The organism is Paenibacillus sp. Root444D2, assembly GCF_001426375.1.
Classification (GTDB): Bacteria; Bacillota; Bacilli; order Paenibacillales; family NBRC-103111; genus Paenibacillus_E.
In genome coordinates this window covers 676,674-698,580 of sequence record NZ_LMEO01000050.1, presented here as the reverse complement: position 1 = coordinate 698,580, position 21,907 = coordinate 676,674, and the positions used below count along the sequence as shown (strand labels likewise).

The following is a 21,907-nucleotide window of genomic DNA, read 5'->3' as shown; positions in this document are numbered from 1 at the left end:
TCTGGCAATTACTGCTCGTTTCGAGCTAGAACTGTACTCGATCTGAATTTCATTAGCAAGTTGTGGCATTCAACCGTCACCAACATCGTAAGCATGTACGATTATATGATATGATATAGGTTGTCTTCGGATAGCAAAGTGGGAAGGGTGACAGAAAGAGATGACGACATGGCGTTTTATACATACAGGAGATCGATCTCCTGCTGAAAATATGGCATTAGATGAAGCAATACTGACCGCCCATAGTGAAGGGCTCGTTCCTCCTACGGTACGTTTCTACGGATGGAATCCGGCAACGCTGTCGATTGGCTATTTCCAAAAGGCGTCGGAAGTTGATCAGGAAGCGGTAGCAAATGAGGGAATTGGCTTCGTAAGGCGTCCAACCGGGGGGAGAGCCGTTCTACACGATAAGGAGCTTACATATAGCATTATCGTTGCGGAGGACTATCCGGGCATTCCGCGAAATGTGACCGAAGCTTATCGCGTGCTGAGCGAGGGACTTTTGCAAGGATTTCGTGCGCTTGGTCTGGGTGCAGAAATGGTCCAGCTCGCAAGTGATGAGGAGAAGGAGAAGTACGCATCCGCTGGATCAGCGGCCTGCTTCGATTCCCCCTCATGGTATGAGCTGGTTGTTGAGGGACGTAAAGTCGCCGGCAGCGCACAGGTTCGGCAAAAAAATGTCGTGCTGCAGCACGGCTCCATCCTGCTCGACATGGATACCGATCAGCTATTTCGCATGCTGCGTTTCTCCAACGAGAAGGTTGCGGATCGAATGAAGACGAGCTTTTTGAAGAAAGCTGTGGCAATTAATGAGCTGCTTCGGGCGCAAGGAAAAGAGGCTGTAACGCTCAGACAGGTGGAGGATGCGTTTCGTCGTGAGATCGCACGGGGGCTTGGTGTGGAGCTTGTGGAGGAATCGTTGACACCTTATGAGATTGAGCTTTCTGAACATCTTGTGCGTGAGAAATATGGCACGGATGAGTGGAATTTGCGTCGTTAAGCGAAAGCGCGTGAAAGAGCAAAAAAGCACGGACCTTTCTAGGAAAGGAGCGTGCTTTTTTTTACTGTGCAAAAGTACGTTCAAACTCACTTTGCAGAGTACGTGTAATCGGACCTGGCGCGCCATGTCCAATTGCTTTGCCATCAATCTGTAAGATAGGTGTAATTTCCACGGTAGTTCCCGTGATAAAGGCTTCATCAGCCAGCAGAAGCTGCTCCGTCGTAAAGGATTCTTCTTTCACTGTGATATTTAGTGAGTGAGCTAATCTCAAAACGACAGCCCGAGTGATTCCATGAAGGATCAAATGGTTAGCTGGGTGCGTGTAAAGTACGCCATCTTTGATCATCATCAAATTAGAGGCGCTGCATTCGGTGACAGTACCGCTGCGATGGAGCACGACTTCTTGCACCCCGTGATCAAGCGCTGCTTGTTTGGCCATGACATTTGGGAGAAGATTGAGCGTTTTGAGATCACATCTCAGCCAGCGGATATCCTCTAATGTGATTGCGTTAATGCCATTATGTATCGTGGCAATGGGTCTGCGCACCTCTGTGCAGTAGGCCAGCAGAATGGGCATAGCTTGTGCAGGGAACGGATGTGCCCGAGGAGCTTCGCCTCTCGTGATTTGCATATAAACAGTGCCTTCATTGAGACCATTCTTTTCAATAAGCTGTGTGAGTATATGACCCATTTTTTCAATAGTAAAAGGTAGTTCTATCCGCACTTCACTTGCGGTTCTTTGGAGTCTCTGCATGTGAGCAGCTTGCTCGTAAATTTTCCCGTTATATACCCGGAATACTTCATATATCCCATCTCCAAAGTAGTAGCCACGATCATCTGGAGAAATAAGAACGTCCTTCTTGTTGACGAAATCATTTTTAAAGAAATAAATATCCAACATCTCCTCAAGCGTTTTCTTATGAAAGTAGGATACTGAAACCACTGTCCACATTTTAACAAATGTATTTATCGAACAAATGTTCTAAAAACAAGTAAAATGTGATATCCTATATATAGGTTAGCAGAGGAATTAACGATCGTCAAAACGAGCTGTATAGCCGATCTCATCTTGCTTGGTTGAATGATTAAATTTGGTTATTCTGACCGTGAAAAAGAGAGAATTAGTAAGTAAGGATTAGCTAATATGATTAAGGGTTGTCTTAATAACGAAATTTGGTTCTTTAGCTATTAGAAGATCAATATATAGTGAGGTATAATGAATTTCGCACACCACATATTGTAATTTTACATAAACTTCATAAAGTAACTTTAATTTTAGTTGTAGCTGAGTATGTAGCTTATTGGGAGGGAATTATGGATGGGGATTGTACAGTCTAATAAGAAGCTGGATGGATTAAGCGAGAAAATATTTTTGGATCGTTATGCACTCAAAAATGCGGATACGAGTTTGGCCAAGGTGGGCGATACCGTTCTCGTTTTAACGAAGGATGACCCTAAATTCCCAGCCAAAGAAGTTGGCGAAATTATCAGTCGTAATGGCAATACCGTCAAAGTAAAGACAAGAAGTGGTGAGACTGTTGAATCCGCAGTGGAAAAGCTCACTTTAAATATTGAGAAGACACCAGAAGAAATGTGGGACCGTTTGGCAGGTGCAATGGCATCGGTAGAGGCAACCCCTGAAAAACGCAAAGAATGGACAGATAAATTCAGATATATTCTTGATGATTGGAAGCTTGTACCAGGCGGACGTATTGCTGCTGGTGCTGATGCAAGTGATGAACTAACCCTATTTAACTGCTATGTCATCCCGTCTCCACACGATAGCCGAGGCGGAATTATGAGCACACTCTCGGAAATGACGGAAATTATGTCACGCGGCGGTGGAGTTGGTATCAATCTTTCTTCCCTTCGCCCACGCCGATCTGTTGTGAAAGGTGTTAATGGATCATCCAGCGGCGCTGTTTCTTGGGGTGGTTTGTTCAGCTATACAACAGGCTTAATTGAACAAGGCGGCAGCCGTCGCGGAGCACTTATGCTCATGATTAACGACTGGCATCCAGATCTTGAGGATTTCATTACGGTGAAATCAAAGATGGGTCAAATCACGAATGCAAATTTATCTGTTTGTGTTAGCAATGCATTTATGAAAGCCGTTAAGGAAGATCTCGAGTGGGAGCTTGTTTTCCCAGATACGACGGATCCTGATTATAACGATAAATGGGATGGCAACTTAGATGCTTGGAAAAAGCTTGGTAAATCCGTCAAGCCTTATCGTACTGTAAGAGCACGTGATGTTTGGCATACGATCATTGAGTCTGCTTGGAAATCAGCTGAGCCGGGTGTTGTATTCTTGGAATACTACAACCAAATGTCCAACAGTTGGTACTTCAATCCGATTATTTGTACGAATCCATGCGGGGAGCAGGGGCTTCCGGCTTGGGGCGTTTGTAACTTATCTGCTATTAATCTATCTAAGTTTTATGACGTGGAGAAGCATGACGTGGATTGGGCAGATTTGGCCAAAGTGGTCCGTTATTCGACTCGCTTTCTTGATAATGTTATCGATAAGACACCGTATCATTTTGAAGAAAATCGTACGAATCAACAAGGCGAGCGCCGTGTAGGTTTAGGTACTATGGGACTTGCTGAACTGATGATTAAATTGAAAATTCGGTACGGAAGTCCGGAGTCCTTGGAGTTTTTGGACAAAATCTATGGCTTTATGGCTAGGGAAGCTTATCTGGCATCGGCTGAAATTGCTGGTGAAAAAGGGTCTTTCAAAGAATTTATTGAAGATAAGTTCCTTGAGAGCGGCTTTATGAAAAACATGACGAAAGTATTCCCAGAAGTTGGCGAAGCGATTAAGCAGAATGGCATGCGCAATGTAACCGTAATTACTCAAGCACCTACTGGAAGTACGGGGACAATGGTGGGTACATCGACAGGCATTGAGCCATACTTTGCTTTTGAATATTACCGACAAAGCCGTCTTGGCTTTGATAAACAGTATGTGCCGATCGCACAGGAGTGGACAGATGCGAATCCAGGTCAAGAGCTGCCGGATTACTTCGTAACCTCCATGACATTGACTGCGGAAGATCATATCCGGGCGCAAGCTGCGATTCAAACATGGGTAGACAGCTCGATCTCCAAAACAGCGAATTGTCCGGCAGATTTCACCGTGGAAGAGACGAAACGCTTGTATGAATTGGCTTTTGATCTAGGTTGTAAGGGTGTAACCATCTACCGTGATGGCAGCCGTGATGTGCAAGTATTGAGTACAAGCGCGGAGAAAAAAGATGAGAAGAAAGCAGAGGCGGCTCCAGTGGCTGTTGCCGCGGAAGCTGTGAAAGAAGAAGAGAGCTTTACTAATCTATCAGGCAAACTAGCTGTAGATGTGGATGCGAAGACGGAGCAAGTATTCGATAAACAATACAAACGCCGCCCGCAAATTCTACGAGGTGCAACGTATAAAGTGAATACACCATTCGGGATGGCGTATATCACGATTAATGATATGAACGGTACGCCGAGTGAAATCTTCCTCAACGTAGGAAAAGCAGGCTCCGACGTGTTCGCAATGTCCGAAGCACTCGGTCGCGTGTGCTCCTTGTTCCTGCGTTATGGCGATCACGGCGATAAAGTGAAGCTGCTCGTGAAGCACTTGAAAGGCATTGGCGGCTCTGGCGCCATTGGCTTCGGCAACAACCGCGTCGAGTCCATCGCGGACGCGGTTGCGAAAGCGCTCGAGCAGCACGACGAAGTGATGAACGAGCAAGACGACGCGCGGAACTACGTGACCGCGACGAGTGAAGTGCTGGATGCGCCAGCACCTGCACCGGTAGTGGCCGCGGGGCACACGGGTCATGGAAGTAGCGCGGCTAGTGCTGCGCCGAAGGACCTGTGCCCGTCGTGTGGATCCGCTTCGCTGGTGAACAGCGAAGGGTGTAAGAATTGCGTCAACTGCGGGTACAGCAGGTGTTCTTAGGATTGAGCCAGGGCGGAAGCCCTGGTTTTTTTTGTGTGTGGTGTCATATTTCTTGAGAAAATTATTAGAATTGATGAGAAAAGATTTTCAGAATTGATGATAAATGTATAATTATGCATGTTTATACAACCCCCGTGCAGCGGTTGAGAAACCTCGGAGAGTCAACTGCTGCACGGGGCAATGCTTTGTAGATGGGTGACATTATATTTGATGAAGCCTTTGTCCGGCGGGTTCATTCAACCGGTTGACCGTGCGATCCGCTATCCTTATAGTCAAGACGTGCACGTAACGATTAATTTGTTGTGGTTTTTGTTTCACGAAAATGTTTATGTATTAAAATGAATGATTATACATTCTTTGAATGTTTTTTAGGGAGCTGCCGAATACAGACGGCTCCTACCCCCGGAAGGGTGGCTCTATTGCATCGAAATATTCAGAGACCGATTAAATGAGTAAAATACATATAATCAACGTAGATCCCGCCGAAGAGAACGAAAAATGGAGTAATAAACGGAACTTCAGTTTCCGCTATCACTCCGTCTTCGCGTGCGATTCTTGTATTTTCCTCAACGCATCTCCCAGTGCATACAACTCTTTAATAATATCCTCGATAGGATTTGCGGGTCGTGTAGCAATGAAGCCGCTATATCTCCGCGCATGCGTTGCCCAAGGCTGAGCTGGCGGACGGGCGTATCGAGAAAATCCCCCAATCGAGCAGCTCTGTAAAAGTGGTAATATTATTCCGCAGCCGTTCCGGCTCTACTTTGTATACCGAACCAAGCAGCCTGAACGAGTCGAGGAACGGCAAGTCCCACCATAGCTGTGTCCGCTGACCGAATACGACACCGATCGCTTTGGCGTTTTGTTTCCGATTCTTGAACGGCTCCAGACCGAGTACTTGCACAGTGCCGGATGTCGGTGTTAGCACACCGGAAAGCATTTTGATCGTTGTCGATTTGCCTGCTCCATTCGGACCGATATAACCGACAAAGTCGCCCTCCTCAATTGTAAAGCTAATATTATCGACGACTCGTTTCACGCCGAAATTACGACCGAGCAGAGTCTTGAACAGCCGAAATGAGCAGCGAGTCCCGCTTCTCACTTTGAATTCGCGCGCGATTTGTTTTACTTCGATAACCGCCACTACGATCCCGCCCCCTGATAAACGTCTATGCCCCTACGCCATACCTGATAAGCTAACCCAACCAGTACGACCGCTACTCCCGGAGAAGCGTACACCAGCCACGGAGAGGGCGGCTGCTGCCCTACCTCGTTCATGAACAAATATGCCGGGTAAAACGACATGAATGCGACCGGCAGCACAAACGTTAGCACCAGTTGGATCGGTCTGCCGTACAAGGATAGCGGGAAGCGAGAGAGCTTGTTTAATAGCGTGTCTAATAGCGCCAATAAACCTCCCGACTGCAACGTCCAGAATGCCGAAACGCCTAGCATTGTCATAAGCGCCCATTCGATGGCCGCTCCGCTGAGTATAATGATAATCAAGAAAAATAGCTTTAGCATGCTCCATTGACCAATGTGCGGGGCGGCGTATGCAAGTCCGCCAATGCCGGCCATTAGATCGCCGAAGCCGTAAATTTGGATGCGCATTGCGAAAAATTGAAATAGCGGGTTGAGGGGGCGGACGAGGACTCGATCCATAAGACCCTCGCGAATTAGATATTCCAAGTTCCAGATTTGCTGGAAGAACGTAACGAATAAACCATGGCTGAACCTCGATAATGACATGACGAACACGATCTGTTACGAATCGGGAACTGCAAAAGTGACGCGACCGCGATCGGGATAAGCATATAAATGAGCCGGCGAGCGAACGAAAAAAATACATCGTTTGAAAATTCCACGGCTTCTGCAAGTCGAGCACAATGTCTCCGGTCTGCACCTGCTGTGAAATATGCCAATGAAAATCAGATGGAATCAGCGTCCAGATTACGCTGGCAACGACGGAGTAGGTGAGCAAATCCTGCAGAGATACGGTTAAATTGGCAGCTCCGCTGCTGTAAATAGCGGTCCATATTTCGCGTAACACGATGATTAGTAACACTGAGCTGATGACGCGGAACAAAACATTCTTGAAGCTGATCCATGTGAGAGTATAGTAAGATTTTATGACATTCCTCGCTTGCTATCGCGCGTCCGATTATAGGAGATTGTTAATATTTACCACTCAATATTCAGCCGTACTTGCAAATCTGTCAACAATTAATATGTTGTTGTATCAAGAATTTGATAATGTTATACTTGATATATCAACAATATTACAGGTGAAGGATTGATAGGTCATGTCGTTATACGAGAAGATATATAGTCATTTGCTGGATGAAATCAAGGCAGGTAGGCTAAAACCTGGCGATCGTATTCCTTCGGAAAACGAATTGTCTACTCAGTTCAGCGTTAGCCGCATTACGTCGAAAAAGGCGTTGGAGATGCTTGCACAGCACGAATGGATCGAGAGGGTGCAGGGAAAGGGATCGTTCGTCGCACAGAAAATTCTCAATTACCACGAACAGCAGGAAGCGGTTCCTTCCGGCCGGGGGGAACGCGATCACGCTGCGGGTCCGAGGATCGTCAGCCTCATCTTACCCGACTTTGATCATTCCTTTGGACTTAAGATGGTACGCGGAATTGAAGAGCGGTGCTCGAGCTATGGTATCCCGCTTATGCTGAAGCTGACTTATGATAAACAAAACGTGGAGGAGGAGGCGATCCGTGCATCGATTCGGCAGGGTGCTTCGGGTTTGATTGTTTTTCCGGTACACGGAGAGCACTATAACGCCGAACTGTTGCGTCTTGTTCTTAACGGGTTTCCGGTCGTGCTGGTGGACCGCTATTTGCGCGGGATTGCCGCAACGACTGTGTATACGGATAATCGCAAAGCCGCGCAGGAACTGACTGAGTATCTTCTCGATCAAGGTCATCGGGAAATCGCCTTCGTATCGCCGCCGTCCGAAAACACCTCGACGATTGAGGACCGCATTCAAGGGTACTTGTCGGCATTTACACAGCGCGGGATTCCGGCAAATCCGGACATGATCGTGACGAACCTTTACAGCACGCTGCCGGTCGGCGGGACGAAAGAATACATCTCGAACGATTATGGAACGCTGCAATCTTTTATCGAAAGGCATCCGGGCACGACGGCCTTCGTGGCTTGCGAATATCTGATGGCTATGCGCATATCCGAGTGGCTGAACAAGATGGGCAAGCGGGTTCCGGATAATTATGAAATAGTCTGTTTCGATTACCCTGAAGATTCGTTTAGCCCGCCGGAGTTCACGCATATTCGGCAGGACGAATGGAGTATCGGACAACGTGCGTTGGACTTGCTAGCAACCAAATGGGCAGGTGAAGTGACCCCGGAAAACCACCTGGTTGAGCACAAGTTGATTCGGCGGCAAATCGAGATTATAAATCAATAGTTGATATAATTGAATTATACTTGGTATATAAATAGTATATTGACATTATGTTATTTGAGATGTTATATTGATATCACGAAAGGAAGCGATTACAATCTGAATAGGAGTGTGGTTATGTATAGTTCGGTTTATCGGAAAATTGAAGAAACAGCGGATCGACTTCAGCGGATCGACCCGGGACTTTCTGAAATCTTTCAGAAATGCTACCCGAATACGTTGGAAACGACTGTAGAACTGTTGGACGACGGGACGTCCTTCGTCATTACCGGAGATATCCCGGCGATGTGGCTCAGAGATTCGTCCGCCCAGGTTCGGCCTTATATTCAGCTGGCAGTCGACGATCCGGATGTGCAGCGGATGATACGCGGGGTAATCGAACGGCAGGCTCGATACCTGATGCTCGATCCATACGCAAACGCATTCAATAAGGAGCCGAATGGGCAAGGGCATTCGGGAGACCTAACGGTCAAAGGACCTTGGGTTTGGGAACGGAAGTACGAATTGGATTCACTGTGTTATCCTGTTCAACTGTGCTGGGACTATTGGGAAGCTACTCAAGACAGAATGGTATTCAGTGAGACGGTACATACGATGTTTCATCGGATTGTTGAAATCATGCGCGTAGAACAGCGGCATGACCGAGATTCCGAGTACGCTTTCGAAAGAACGGGCTGCCCTCCTTCAGACACGCTGCCTTTCGGCGGAAGAGGCACCCGAACCAATTATACCGGCATGATCTGGTCGGGCTTCCGACCGAGCGACGATGCCTGCAAGTTCGGATTCCTGATCCCTTCGAATATGTTCGCCGTCATCATCCTTCGTTATATTGGACAGTTGGCCAAGGAGATTTATCGTGACCACAGCTTAATTGAAAGCGCTTACAAATTATCTGTAGAAATCGAATTCGGTATTGAGACATACGGCAAGGTCAAGCATCCTGAGCACGGATGGATGTACGCTTACGAAACCGACGGCTTCGGCAACTACAATCTGATGGATGACGCCAACGTTCCGAGTCTGCTTTCGATTCCTTACCTTGGTTACCGAGACGCGAACGACCCGGTCTATAGGAATACAAGAAAGTTCGTTCTAAGCCCGGATAACCCGTATTACTCGTCGGGCCGCTTCGCCCAAGGCGTCGGCAGCCCGCATACGCCGCCCGGTCACATTTGGCCGATCGGACTCATCATCCAAGGGCTGACCTCGATCGATCCGATTGAGCGGGACGATCTGGTACGGATGTTAGTTTCCACTACCGCAGGCACAGGCTTTATGCACGAAAGCTTTCATCCCGACAGACCGGATACGTTCACAAGAGAATGGTTCGCTTGGGCGAACAGTTTGTTCGGCGAGTTTATTTGCCGATGGCTCGAACAGAAACCCGAATAAAGAAAGGTGGTCGGAACTTTTGATTGCAGCATCCCGCAAGAGGGTTTACCGCCAATGGATCAAGGGTTATTTGTTCATCCTCCCCTCGATTATCGGTTTCAGCGTATTCGTCGCCTATCCGTTAATCTCTTCGCTTTATTATGCGCTTACGGATTGGGATGGCATCAACAAGCCTAAGTTTGTCGGATTCGATAACTTCACTTATATGTTTACAGTCGATCCGGCTTTCTGGAAGTCGCTCCGAGTGACCTTCTATTTCGTTCTGCTCAATGTGCCTTCATCACTCATATTCGGCCTTGTGTTGGCCATGCTTCTCAACCGCAAGCTGCCGGGCATCAAGTTTTTCCGGACTGCCTTTTACTTGCCGACGGTTATCCCAGCGGTGGCAACCTTGACCCTATGGCTTTTCATGTATCATCCGCAGTATGGATTGGCCAATCAGGTGCTCAGATTGTTCGGTCTGCCGGCCGCTCCTTGGCTCACGAGCGAGAATACGGCTCTTCTATCCATCATCCTGTCCGGCTTGTGGCAGGTCGGTTCAGGGATGATCATCTTCTTAAGCGGACTGCAATCCGTACCGCAGGATTTGTATGAAGCTGCGGAGGTGGACGGGGCCAGCGGATGGACGACGTTCTCCCGTGTGACGCTGCCGATGATCACACCGATTCTTTTTCTGCAGCTCATTTTGGGTATTATCGGCTCCTTTCAGGCCTTCACCCAAATTGTTGTCTTAACTCACGGCGGTCCCAACTTCTCGACGATGCTGCTCAATTATAAGATTTACGGAGATGTGTTTAACGGTAAAATGTTCGGATACGGTATCGCTGAGGTTTGGGTTCTGTTCCTCATCATCATGTTCTTCACTCTGCTTACTTACAGGTATTCCAATCGATTCGTGTATTACGAAAATGACAATAGGGGGTGAAACGAATGGCTATGTCCCAGTCTGCGGTAATAGAAAATTCCCGGACAGCCGACCGTGTATCCAAATATCCTTTGAAAGATACGGTTCGTTTCTTGATTCTTCTCGTCGGCTCCATCGCCATGCTGTATCCGCTCCTCTGGATGATTACGATAGCGCTGAAAGGGAATGAAGAAATATTCAAGATACCGCCCGATTGGTACCCGAAGGAGTTTCATCTTGAAAACTTCGTCAAGGGAACGCAGACTATCAACTTCTGGAGGACGTTCGGCAACTCGATGTTCATCGCCGTCGCCTGCACGATTGGGCAAGTCGTCAGCTCGGTCCTCGTCGGATACGGACTCGGCAGGCTTCGTTTTCCTGGACGTAAAATGTGGTTTTCGTTCTTCGTTGGCAGCCTCATGCTGCCGGGCTTCGTAGGGCTCGTTCCGATCTTTCATTTGTTCATCTCGCTCGGCTGGTACAATACTTATCTTCCGCTGATCGTACCGGCATTTCTCGGCAATGCCACCTTTACGTTCTTGTTCATCCAATTCACGAGCACGATTCCGAAATCGTTCGACGAGGCATCCAAGATCGACGGGGCCGGAGACTTCCAAATCCTTTGGTATGTGCTTGTTCCCATGTCGCTGCCGGTCATCGTCACCATGATTATCTTCGCCTTTAACGGAGCATGGAACCAGTACCTGGAGCCACTCATCTATATTGCGGATCAAAGCAAATGGACGCTATCGGTAGCTCTTGCCTCTTTTGCATCAAGTTGGACGACGCAGTGGAACTATTTTATGGCTGCAGATTTAATCTACATGCTTCCGATGATCATCATCTTTTTCCTCGGCCAAAAGTACTTTATGCAGGGTCTCGGGTCGGTCAATTCCGCCGGCTTGAAATAAACAATCTTAGGAGGTCTTTAAAATGAAAGCGGTTAAAATGGTTAGTTTGGCAGGAGCGTTGACGCTGGCATTGGGGACGGCGGCAGGTTGCTCGAACAGCACGGTTTCGAGCGGAGGTACGACTACTTCGGCGCCTACGTCCGGCAACGATAGCAAAGCGGCGACCACGGAGGTCACGTTGATGACTTGGGAGTCCCAGGCTATGAACGACAAGATCATGGCTTCGATGAAGAAGTTCGAGGAAAAGAACCCGGGTATCACCGTTAAGCTGCTCCCTGCTCCGCTTCAGGATTACGGCATCAAAATCAACGAGATGATGGCTGCCAAACAGGCCCCGGACATTTTCATGACAGGCAACGACATGACGCTGCAAAACGGCACGAAAGGTCTTCTTTACGACTGGTCGGCCAAAGCGAGTTCGGATAAGGATTTTATGAACGGATTTTATCCGGGTGTCGTCGACAGTTGGAAATCGAATAACAAGCTTTACGGATTGCCGGGTCTTCTTAATACATATGGCGTTTTCTACAACAAAAAGCTGTTCAAAGATGCCGGACTTCCGGATCCGAAGCAGGGTTGGACGTATGATGAATTTTTTGGCGACATGGCGAAACTGACATCTAACAAAGGCGGCGTTCAGCAATACGGATATTATGGCCGCCCCGATGCGTTCAACATGTCACTGTACTCGGTATCGGCGGGAGGTGCTCCTTTTACGGATTCGATCGTAAACCCGACGAAGGTGGAAGTGAGCCCGCAATTTATCGAGGGCGTGAAGAAGTATCAGAAGGCGATTGCCGACAAATCCATGATTCCGCCGACGTTCGACCAATCGGGCGTTATGGCGTCATTCAAGGACGGTAAAGTTGCGATGACGATGCAAGGGCAGTGGGTGGCAGACGACCTGATCCGCAATGCGCCGAACCTGGAATGGGGCTATGCTCCTCAGCCTGTCGTGAAGACGCAATCGGAGATTTATGACGCCGTCGGTTGGTGCAGCCCAGCCACTATCAAGAATCCGGATGCGGTCTGGAAAGTGCTGATGTATCTTGATTCGTCGATGTATCAGGAAGTGCTGCCGTCCACACCGGTCGCTCCCGCCGCTTACAAATCGGCCGCAGGCGCTTATTTCGACACGCTCAAGAAAGCGGGGCATCCGGATTTGGCGGACGGTATCGATTATATTCTAAAATCACCGAACATTCAGCCGGTACGGTTCCTTACGACCTGGTCCGGTAAAGCAGGCCCGTTCATCGACGCCGTCTGGAATAATGTCTTGAGCGGCAAAGCTGGCGAAGCCGAGCTGAAGGATACGGTCGACAAGGTGAACAAAGTGATAGCGTCATCCAAATAATCCGGGGAGGTAATGTAATGGTACTGACAAAAAGGGTCCGCTCTAAACTTTTACTGATGACAACGGCGTTTGCATTAACTTTCACATCATATTCTGCTCTGGGAAGCCCAAAAGCGAATGCATTTACTTCGTCGGACGGAGATACGGCCATACAAGCATTTAACGCGAAATTTTGGGACAGCAGCGCAAAGTTATTTTGGAAAAATTCGAATCGCGGCAGCAACTATATGGACTTTTGGATAGAAGCGGAGCTTTGGGAAACGGTCATGGACGCCTATCTTCATACTTCCGATGCCGGCTTGAAAGCGCAGCTTCGAACTCAGATTGACGACATTTTTGACGGTACGGTAGCGAAATACGGGGAGGATTGGACGAACAATCATTTCAATGACGACATCATGTGGTGGGCGATGGGTTCAGCAAGAGCCTACGAAATAACGAAAAATCAAAAATATTTGGATAAAGCCAAGTATTATTTCGACTTTGTTTACAATACGCAATGGGATGACAGCTTTGCGAACGGCGGCATCTGGTGGATGAATACGGATCACTCTACGAAGAATGCCTGTATTAACTTCCCCGCAGCCGAAGCGGCCGTTTATCTGTATAACATCACGAAGGACGATCATTATTTGGATGCGGCCACCCGCATTTACCGATGGAGCAAGACGATGCTTACGGACGGTAACGGGAAAGTGTTTGACCGCATCGAGATGGAGAAAGGCGCCGTCCCCGATGCGACTCATTACAATCAGGGCACTTTCATCGGCGCAGCGGTAGGATTGTATCAAATAACAGGAAATACCGTGTATCTTGACGATGCTGTGAAAGCGGCGAGCTTTACCAAAGATCATTTAGTCGATGAAAACCGTTTGTTGCGCTATGAAGGACCGAACCACGACCTAAAAGGCGGCAAAACGATCCTGCTTCGCAATCTTGCCTATCTACAAAAGGCCGTCAACGAGCGAAGCGAAAGCACCTACAAGCAATTCGCTGCGGAATTTAATTACTGGGCGGCTTTCAACGCCCAAACGGCATGGAACAATCGAAACGCCGACAACATCGTCGACGGCAACTGGTCAGGGCAGCTGCTTTCCGGAACTTATGAGGCTTGGGCATCATCCGGCGCAGTAGAAGCATTGTCCGTTTTGCAATCGCAGGATGTCAATCTCGGCGGGTATGCCTCCAAAAATCCTTTTAATAAGGTAGAAGCGGAAAGCTATAACGTCGGTACCGGATTTGTTATGGAAGGTAGCCCGGATGGCTCGCTACAGCTCGGCGGCATACAGCCCGGATACTATGCGGCTTATAAAAATGTCGACTTCGGATCTGAGGGTGCCATTGGCTTTATCGCCAGAGCGGCAAGCGGAACTCGTGGAGGGAACATCGAAATAAGACTCGACTCCTTGAACGGTACAAAAGTCGGAACCTTAAACGTTGAGGGGACAGGAGGATGGAACAATTTTACGGATGCCGTGACCGTTCTTAAAGACGATCAAGGGAACCCGAGCAAAGTAACCGGCGTACATGACGTCTATCTTGTCTTTACGAAGACGAACGATCAATATTTGTTTAATTTGAACTGGTTTAAATTCACAACAACGGATCCGACCAAATCGGACGCATATGCAAGGCTGAAGGCCGGCAATTTCGACTTCAGCTCGGGTCTCAGCAAAAATGCCGATTGGGGCTTCCTGGACGGTATTAAAAACAATGCTTATGCCTCATATAAAGGCATTGACTTTGGATCTGGTGCGGCCGGCGTTACCTTTCATGTGACCAGCGGCAATCAAGGCGGCACGATTGAGGTGAAGCTAGATAGCCTGGACGGGCCGACCGCAGGTGTGATCGGAATTCCGGCTTTGGGAAACTGGAATAATTGGGTGGACTTGATGGCCAACATTGACGACACCAAGGCAGTTGGCGTTCACGATGTGTATCTCGTATTCCATGGCACAAACGGAAGCGATGCGCCCTGCAATTTGGATTGGTTCACCTTTACGACAGTGAAAGGGAAAGCAAGGGATGCTTATGGCAAGCTGGAGGCTGAGAACTATACCAGCGGCGTAGGCTTAGGTACGGAAAACGGCGGCGGTCAAACGTACTTGGCGGGAATATACGGTCCCAATAAGCCGTATGCCATGTACAATTACATTGACTTTGGAACTCAGAGTCCGTCTAAATTTTATGTTAATGCGGCAAGTGCAACCGGCGGAGGAACGATAGAAGTTAGAGTCGATAGCATGAGCGGCCCGGTTATCGCAACCAGTTCGGTTTCAGGAACCGGCGGTTGGCAAGATTTCAAGGTTACCTCGGCGGACGTCACCACTCCTGTGAACGGAAAACATATCGTGTTCATGCTGTTCAAAGGCAACGATTGGTTATACAACTTCGATAAATTTACGTTTGGTGACCCGGCCGTGCTTACGGCACCGACTCCGCCTCCTGTGACTATGCCTGATCATGTACCTCCGGGAGAGGTAGAGAACGTGCAAGCGATTCGCGGCAACGATGCCATGACATTGTATTGGGACGGCCCTTATGACATCGACGGTCAAAAATCACAAATCGCGGTATTCAGCAACGGCCAACAGGTTGGTAACACAATCAACGTCGGTAGAGGCATACAGACTGCACTTTTATCGGGTCTTGATGAGAACAACAGCTACACGATCTTGATCAAGAACACAGATAAGTCTGGGAACGTATCGAAGGGAATCACGGTAGACGGCAGAAATTTGCCTTCCTATGCTCTAACCGCTAACGGAATTATTTTAAAAGACGGCGATTCTTTTGATGACGACTTGGCTCTAAACTTCAAAGCATGGGACCACATGTCTTCGACCAGGACAGCAAAAATCGCAATTGACGGTAAGGAATATACGATTGATCCGACGACGCAGCAAAGCATTGACATTGATATGGCTGGAAATCTAGGAATGAAAACGGCCGTTGTCACTATTGAGGACGCTTCTGGAAACAGACTAGAGAACACAAGAAACGTCAGCGTGACGACCAGCGTCTATGCCATGCAGCATTTAATAACCCGCTTCACGAATTCGGGAGAGCTGAGCGGAGCGATCGTCCCTCAGCTGACCAACTCTCTTAAGCAGGTTCAGCATCAGCTAGACAAAGGCAAGCAAGATCAAGCGGTAAAGCATATGCAAGATTTTATCAAGCACTTGAATAATGAAGCTTTAAGCGGTAACGTACAAGCTCGTGCAAAGGCGATTCTGAATACGGATGCTCAATTCCTCATTGATACTTGGCTGAAAAGGAAAGAGGGCTAACCGTAAAAATAGGTAGGTCGACCGCAGGTCGACCTACATTTATGCATGGAAGAGGTGTCAAGCGTGATTAGATAGGGGCTACACTGGATGTCGCCAGCAGCGAATTCATTGAATAGAGGTGGGTTATGAAAAAGCTTATCGTCCTGCTTATTCTTGCAGGCATCTTCTGGACGTCCTATGCTGGAAACGCTTTCTCGGCTTCCTCGGTAACTCTTCAGGAAATCAAGGATAGCAGAGCCCGGGATACCGTCGCGATGTCAGGACGCACCGATCTGGAGACGATCACGGTCAAAGTCTTAAGACCGAATCTAAGCATCCTTTATGTGAACGTTTTAAATGGAGGGGAATTCAGCGACTCGTTCACCTTGCCGGATGATTCCGTACCGGGCACCTATACCGTTATTGCCGGAAGCGGCGACGTGCAGGATGTTAAGAAATTCCAAGTTATCGCGCCGAGCCGTGGAGAAGACGGCGGGAGCTCGAGCGGGGGAACGGTTCCTGCGCCGGCTAACCAGACGCCAACGCTTAAGCCTGTCATACAGAACGGCATCGCATCGGTTCAGACGGAGGCGGGCCAAAACACAGCGCTGATAGCTGTTGAAGATTTTGCGAATATGCCGCTGAAGGTGCGATTTCGCGACATTTACCTCACGGTAGGGCTGTCCGAAGTGCAGGCCCTACTCAAGCGGACAGCCAACTCGGAGGGGGCGGTATTGCAAGTCAAAGCGGAAGCTACCACAAGCACGGAAATGGGGCGTCTGACCCGCCAGAACGGTGCTCAATTGCAAATGGCCGGCGAGATTTTTGACGTCAAGGTGTCGCTGATTTCGAAGGACGGCACTGAAATTCGGGCCGTTCAGCTTGTAGGGGACACGGAGCTGTCTCTGCCTTACGATCCGAAGGCCGATGAACGCTTACTTGGTATCTACTACCGCAACGATGACACTAAGCAATGGGAATACGTTGGCGGCACGGTGGATAAGAACTCGGAGCGGATACAAGTCAAGCTTAAACATCTGAGTTCTTATGCGGCTATCGCGTATAAAAAATCATTCGATGACGTCCCATCCAGCCATTGGGCAAACCGAACACTGGAATTGCTGGCTGCGCGGCATATCGTATCGGGCCAAACCGAAAACTTGTTCCAGCCTGACGACCATACGACGCGGGCGGAATTCACGGCGATGCTCGTGCGAGTATTGGAGCTGCCGACCAGCAAAGGACGCACTCCCTTCTTGGACGTAAGCGCTGATGCTTGGTACGCCGATCCCATCCAGAGAGCCTATGTGGCCGGGTTGATCTCTGGGCTAACGGATACCGAGTTCCGTCCCGATGCCGCCATTACCCGCGAACAGATGGCTTTGCTGCTCGTGAAGGCTTATGAGGCCAAACGCGGGAGCATTCATGCGGGGCAATCTTCGCTGCTGGTCTTCAAGGATCAGGAACAGATTTCCGGATGGGCCCGGGAAGCTGTGAACCAAGCATGGACCGCGAAGCTGATGCAGGGCATCGGTGAGGGCACATTTGATGCTCAATCCGCAGCTACGCGTTCACAGAATGCTCAAGCTATCTACAATTTGATGCAAACCTTTTGCCCTAACAGCAGTTGGGCCAAACCATGAATCAGGAGGAGAGTACGCTTGCATAATAGACGCTATTTGCGGCCAATTGCGGCCAAGTTGTTTTTGATGGTTTGCTTGCTGTTTGGCAGCTTGCCTTTCGGATTGCCGGGAACTGTCGTGGCCAATTCCGTGCAGCTTCCATTCACGCACAAGACATTCGATGAAGGAACTGGTACGACGGCAACGAATGCATTGGTGACCGTAGCGACCTATAACGAAAGCTCAACTGCCCTCGTTGTGAGCGATGTAGTATACGCGTCCGACCTGAACTGGGTCAGCATGGAATCGTACTGGAGCGGCGCCAAAAAAGATAAGTCGCTGGACGGCAACACGCTGACCTCGGCGGGGAAAACGTACAATAAGGGCATCGGGGCGCATGCAAGTTCCAAAATCGTGTACAATCTCGACCCTGCTTACAAGCGCTTTACGGCGGTTGCCGGGATTGACGACGAGGTCAAATCGAACCCGGATCATGTCAAGGCCAAGGCTAAATTTTACATCAAGGCGGACGATACCGTCATCGCCAGTTCGCCGGAAGTGAAATTTAACGAAACGTATACATTTCAAGTCAAGATTCCGGCAGGGGCCAAGACACTGACCCTGATCACCGATGACTTGGGCGACCCGACTTGCGACCATACGGATTGGATGGACGCCCGTTTCCTATTGACCGACGAAAATGGCGGCTGGTCGCCTTCCGAGCCTGTCGTTATCTCCAGCCCCGGAGGCCAAGTCACGAGTACGATTGAGCAGATGGACGGAAGGCTGACCTATTCCATGAAGTATAACGGCTCAACTGTCGTTGAAAAGTCGGCGCTTGGCGTCATCGTGGACGGCCACGATATCGGCGAGCGGGTTCTCTGGGACCGGACTCAGGCGGTTACCGTTTCTCCGGACGCTTTCACTTATCCGATAACCGGCAACCATTCCACAGCCAGGGATCATCACACGTTGACGACGATTCCGATTACGGACGTGAATAGCGGCATGACCTACAAGCTCCAAGCCAAACTGTTTGACGATGGAATTGCTTTCCGATATGTGATTCCGCCGGGAACCTCAGACCGCGTGTTCTCGGGCGAGAGCACCAGCTTCCGGCTACCCGCGGACAGCACCGTCTGGTATCAGCAAAATACGACCAATTACGAAGGTCGCTTCACGAAACAGCGCGCCCAATCAGTTCCTGCGAATACGAAAATCGGCCCGCCGATGACGATTAAGCTGCCAGGCAGCGCCGGGTATGCGGCAATTACCGAGGGAGCGCTCGTTCAATATGTCGGCATGACCTTGAATGCCGAAGGCGGAGCCAACTTCAAAGCCAATTTCATCAACGGCGGCAACTGGACCTTGTCCGGCGAGGTTTCGACGCCATGGAGAATCGTAACCGTAGCCCGTGACTTGAACGGCCTCGTGAACAACGACATCATTACCAATGTGAGCCCGCCGCAAGCGCCGATCTTTGACAACAACACCGATTGGATCAAGCCCGGCTCTTCCACCTGGTCCTGGGTTGTGGACGGCGACGTCAGCAAACGCAACATGCTGCTCTATATCGACTACGCCGCCGAAATGGGAATTCCGTACAACCTGATCGACGAAGGATGGACGGACTGGGCATCAACGCCTGAGGAGTATTGGGCAGCGGTCAAAGAAGTCGTGGACTACGGCAAATCCAAGCATGTCGAAAGCTGGCTATGGAAATCTGCTTCCGATCGCTTCGGCATCAAAGGCCTCTTCAACCGAGAAGACCGGATTGCCTTTTTCGAAAAAGCCAAAGCGGCAGGGGTAATCGGGGTCAAGATCGATTTCATCGACGGCGAAGAGCTGTTCAAGATGAATTTTTATAAAGACACGCTGGAGGACGCCGCAAAATATCACCTGATGGTCAATTTCCATGGGGCCAATAAACCGACGGGCATGTCGCGGACTTATCCCAATGAATTGTCCCGCGAGGCCGTGCACGGTCTGGAGCAAGGCGCGCCGCCGGCCGATCATAACGCCACCTTGCCGTTCACCCGCTACCTAGCAGGTCATGGAGACTATACGCCAATGTCGCTCAGCAACCGGATGGGCAAAAGCACCTGGAGCCATCAGGTGGCCACGGCGCTAAGCCTTACCTCGCCGATTCTATCCTTCGGGGAGCATCCGGAGAACATGCTGCTGAATCCGGCAGTAGAGCTGTTCAAAAGCATGCCGACGGCCTGGGATGAGACGATTGTATTGCCCGGCAGTGAAATCGGAGAGGTTTCGGCGATGGCCCGCCGCTCTGGTACGACCTGGTATGTGGCCGTCATGAACGGGCTGGAGGAGCGCACGATGGGCCTGAATCTGTCGTTCCTCGGCAGTGGGAAGTACAATTCCAGCATCTATGCAGACGATTTTACGAAGCCCAACACTTACAGTCTTGATAAGGAATTGGTGTCTTTAGGCGACGTGTTAAGCATGAAGATGCGCGGTAGCGGAGGCTATGTGGCCAAATTCAGCCAGCTTGACATGGAGCCGTTCGGCGGCGGATTTTTGGATAAACGTACGGTTCATCTGAAAACGTCGGACAGCTCGAGCGAGATTCATTATACGCTGGACGGTTCCGAACCGAAGGCTAGCTCTTCGAGATACGAGAAGGAAATCGTGATCACTGATTCCGCCGTCCTCCGTGCGGTCATCACGAGCGGGGAAGGAGCCGGCAGCACCGTCACGGCCCGATTCAACAAGACCTTGCCTATCATAAAGATCCTGTACGACGGGGATCGGAACTGGGTCAATCCAGGTGGGAAAGTAAGGATACAGACCAATGCGGAGGGAAGCGACTTCGAAATTCGCTATACGCTGGACGATAGCGAACCGAGCCAACACTCGCTGCTGTATACAGGACCTTTTGCTCTCCCTGTAAGCACGGCTAAATTGAAAGCCAAGCTTTTTGTGAAAGGACAACCGGGCTCAAACGCCGTATCGAAAACTCTGTACACCTTGGAGCATAACGGCCCAGTGTCTCCTCTGCCTTCGGTTTACCTGGACGAACTGAATTGGGTCAGCGCGACGTCCGGCTGGAACAACATACCGAAGAAAAAGCTTTCGATTGACGGCAATCCACTGAGAGCGGGCGGTAAAATGTATGAGCGCGGTTTGGGGACTCACGCCAATTCCGATATCGTATACACGATTCCCAATGGGGCCAAAAGATTTGTAGCTATTGCCGCTGGGGACGACGAGGTGAAGGAAGAAGGCGGATATGCAAGCATGCTGTTCAGCGTGTATGTGGACGGGAAGCTTGCTGCCGCCTCGCCGCTCATCGGCAAAGGCATGCTGTGGAACTTCGACGTCCCGATGCCGGACGGAGCCAAGCAGATTCTCCTGTCGCTGAACGATGCGGGCGGCAAAAACTTTGACCACGGCGATTGGCTGAACGCCGGTTTCTTGACAACGGCCATGACGGCACGAGAATTGGCGGCGAGCATCAAGCAGATCGCAAATCCATTGCCAAGCGACACCCGGCTTAAGCTGCCTGACGTACCGAATGGATTCCGCATCGCGATTCAAAGTTCCGACGACCCTAGCATCATTGCGCTGGACGGCACGATACGGGCGCCTAAGGTGCAAACGACTGTACAGGTGGTTCTGGAGATCACCGACTTGTCGGACGGCAGCAAGGCGGCGACCGAGGCGATTTCCGTTCTCGTCCCGCAGGCCAGCGGACTGGCGCCATATACGCTTACGACCACAGGTGTTCTCAAGCGCCAAGGCGGCATAGAGGCCCAGGTAAGCGTGCAGCCGACGCCGGATGCAGTGAAGGGTCCGGATGTACAGGTCATCGTCTTTCAACTGATGAAGGGCAACACGCCTGTAGGGATCGTGGCTGTGCAATCCGACAGAATCGAAGCCTCCAGAGCCTTTACCGCCTTCTTCAACACGGCAGATTTTGACTCTAGTCTGTACACGGTTCGAGCCATGGTGCTGGATCGCTTCAACAGCGATTTGACGTCTCCCGTCAGTTTGGCGGCGTTGGTTCAGCTGAAATAGACTGCGGCGCAAGGAAACCTGTCGACTAAAA

The 21,907-nt window shown here is 49.8% G+C and carries 14 protein-coding genes; 11 read left to right on the top strand and 3 right to left on the bottom strand.

Annotated features, from left to right (window positions below; translation table 11 throughout):
* Positions 1-160 precede the first annotated feature (160 nt).
* Entirely contained in the window at positions 161-1,000 is an 840-nt protein-coding gene (locus ASD40_RS30465; RefSeq protein WP_057306869.1) for a lipoate--protein ligase family protein, read from the top strand.
* 61 nt (positions 1,001-1,061) lie between these two features.
* Here the strand turns inward: ASD40_RS30465 and dat are convergent, their stop codons facing one another.
* Positions 1,062-1,901, bottom strand: coding sequence for a D-amino-acid transaminase (gene dat / locus ASD40_RS30460; RefSeq protein ID WP_057307102.1), 840 nt, complete (start codon positions 1,899-1,901; stop codon positions 1,062-1,064).
* 417 nt (positions 1,902-2,318) lie between these two features.
* On the opposite strand from dat, the gene ASD40_RS30455 reads away from it, so the two are divergent.
* Complete coding sequence (locus ASD40_RS30455; protein ID WP_057306868.1) at positions 2,319-4,949, top strand: adenosylcobalamin-dependent ribonucleoside-diphosphate reductase; 2,631 nt, start codon at positions 2,319-2,321, stop codon at positions 4,947-4,949.
* A 207-nt stretch (positions 4,950-5,156) separates the two neighbouring features.
* Positions 5,157-5,291: a hypothetical protein gene (locus tag ASD40_RS39165; protein WP_268795934.1), complete on the top strand. Its 135-nt coding sequence runs from the start codon at positions 5,157-5,159 to the stop codon at positions 5,289-5,291.
* 301 nt (positions 5,292-5,592) lie between these two features.
* Here ASD40_RS39165 and ASD40_RS30450 read toward each other — a convergent pair whose 3' ends face one another.
* On the bottom strand, positions 5,593-6,093 hold the full coding sequence (locus tag ASD40_RS30450) for an ATP-binding cassette domain-containing protein (RefSeq protein ID WP_057306867.1): 501 nt from the start codon (positions 6,091-6,093) through the stop codon (positions 5,593-5,595).
* Positions 6,093-6,707 (bottom strand): ABC transporter permease, encoded by a 615-nt coding sequence (locus ASD40_RS30445; RefSeq protein WP_321166587.1) that lies wholly within the window; start codon positions 6,705-6,707, stop codon positions 6,093-6,095. Before ASD40_RS30445 ends, ASD40_RS30450 begins: the two co-directional genes overlap by 1 nt.
* A gap of 545 nt (positions 6,708-7,252) precedes the next feature.
* Between ASD40_RS30445 and ASD40_RS30440 the strand changes: the two genes are divergently transcribed.
* From ASD40_RS30440 to ASD40_RS30405, 8 genes are all read left to right on the top strand, one after another.
* Complete coding sequence (locus ASD40_RS30440) at positions 7,253-8,389, top strand: GntR family transcriptional regulator (protein ID WP_057306865.1); 1,137 nt, start codon at positions 7,253-7,255, stop codon at positions 8,387-8,389.
* Positions 8,390-8,503: 114 nt separating this feature from the next.
* Positions 8,504-9,778, top strand: a complete 1,275-nt coding sequence (locus ASD40_RS30435) for a glycoside hydrolase family 125 protein (protein ID WP_057306864.1) — start codon at positions 8,504-8,506, stop codon at positions 9,776-9,778.
* A 19-nt stretch (positions 9,779-9,797) separates the two neighbouring features.
* Complete coding sequence (locus ASD40_RS30430) at positions 9,798-10,703, top strand: carbohydrate ABC transporter permease (RefSeq protein ID WP_235549445.1); 906 nt, start codon at positions 9,798-9,800, stop codon at positions 10,701-10,703.
* A 5-nt stretch (positions 10,704-10,708) separates the two neighbouring features.
* Positions 10,709-11,593, top strand: a complete 885-nt coding sequence (locus ASD40_RS30425; RefSeq protein ID WP_057306863.1) for a carbohydrate ABC transporter permease — start codon at positions 10,709-10,711, stop codon at positions 11,591-11,593.
* Positions 11,594-11,615: 22 nt separating this feature from the next.
* A complete protein-coding gene (locus tag ASD40_RS30420; protein WP_057306862.1) occupies positions 11,616-12,947 on the top strand; it encodes an ABC transporter substrate-binding protein in 1,332 nt (443 codons plus the stop codon).
* Between the two features lie 17 nt (positions 12,948-12,964).
* The gene (locus tag ASD40_RS30415; RefSeq protein WP_082562556.1) at positions 12,965-16,237 is read left to right on the top strand and encodes a carbohydrate-binding protein; all 3,273 of its coding nucleotides are present in this window, start codon (positions 12,965-12,967) and stop codon (positions 16,235-16,237) included.
* Between the two features lie 125 nt (positions 16,238-16,362).
* Positions 16,363-17,859, top strand: a complete 1,497-nt coding sequence (locus ASD40_RS30410; RefSeq protein WP_057306861.1) for an S-layer homology domain-containing protein — start codon at positions 16,363-16,365, stop codon at positions 17,857-17,859.
* Positions 17,860-17,877: 18 nt separating this feature from the next.
* Positions 17,878-21,876 (top strand): NPCBM/NEW2 domain-containing protein, encoded by a 3,999-nt coding sequence (locus ASD40_RS30405; RefSeq protein WP_057306860.1) that lies wholly within the window; start codon positions 17,878-17,880, stop codon positions 21,874-21,876.
* Positions 21,877-21,907 lie beyond the last annotated feature (31 nt).

What these genes read in the sequence shown, in the direction of transcription:
- ASD40_RS30465 (WP_057306869.1), top strand. Translation starts at nt 161, where the DNA reads ATGACGACATGGCGTTTTATACATACAGGAGATCGATCTCCTGCTGAA.
- dat (WP_057307102.1), bottom strand. Translation starts at nt 1,901, where the DNA reads ATGTTGGATATTTATTTCTTTAAAAATGATTTCGTCAACAAGAAGGAC.
- ASD40_RS30455 (WP_057306868.1), top strand. Translation starts at nt 2,319, where the DNA reads ATGGGGATTGTACAGTCTAATAAGAAGCTGGATGGATTAAGCGAGAAA.
- ASD40_RS30440 (WP_057306865.1), top strand. Translation starts at nt 7,253, where the DNA reads ATGTCGTTATACGAGAAGATATATAGTCATTTGCTGGATGAAATCAAG.
- ASD40_RS30435 (WP_057306864.1), top strand. Translation starts at nt 8,504, where the DNA reads ATGTATAGTTCGGTTTATCGGAAAATTGAAGAAACAGCGGATCGACTT.
- ASD40_RS30425 (WP_057306863.1), top strand. Translation starts at nt 10,709, where the DNA reads ATGGCTATGTCCCAGTCTGCGGTAATAGAAAATTCCCGGACAGCCGAC.
- ASD40_RS30420 (WP_057306862.1), top strand. Translation starts at nt 11,616, where the DNA reads ATGAAAGCGGTTAAAATGGTTAGTTTGGCAGGAGCGTTGACGCTGGCA.
- ASD40_RS30415 (WP_082562556.1), top strand. Translation starts at nt 12,965, where the DNA reads ATGGTACTGACAAAAAGGGTCCGCTCTAAACTTTTACTGATGACAACG.
- ASD40_RS30410 (WP_057306861.1), top strand. Translation starts at nt 16,363, where the DNA reads ATGAAAAAGCTTATCGTCCTGCTTATTCTTGCAGGCATCTTCTGGACG.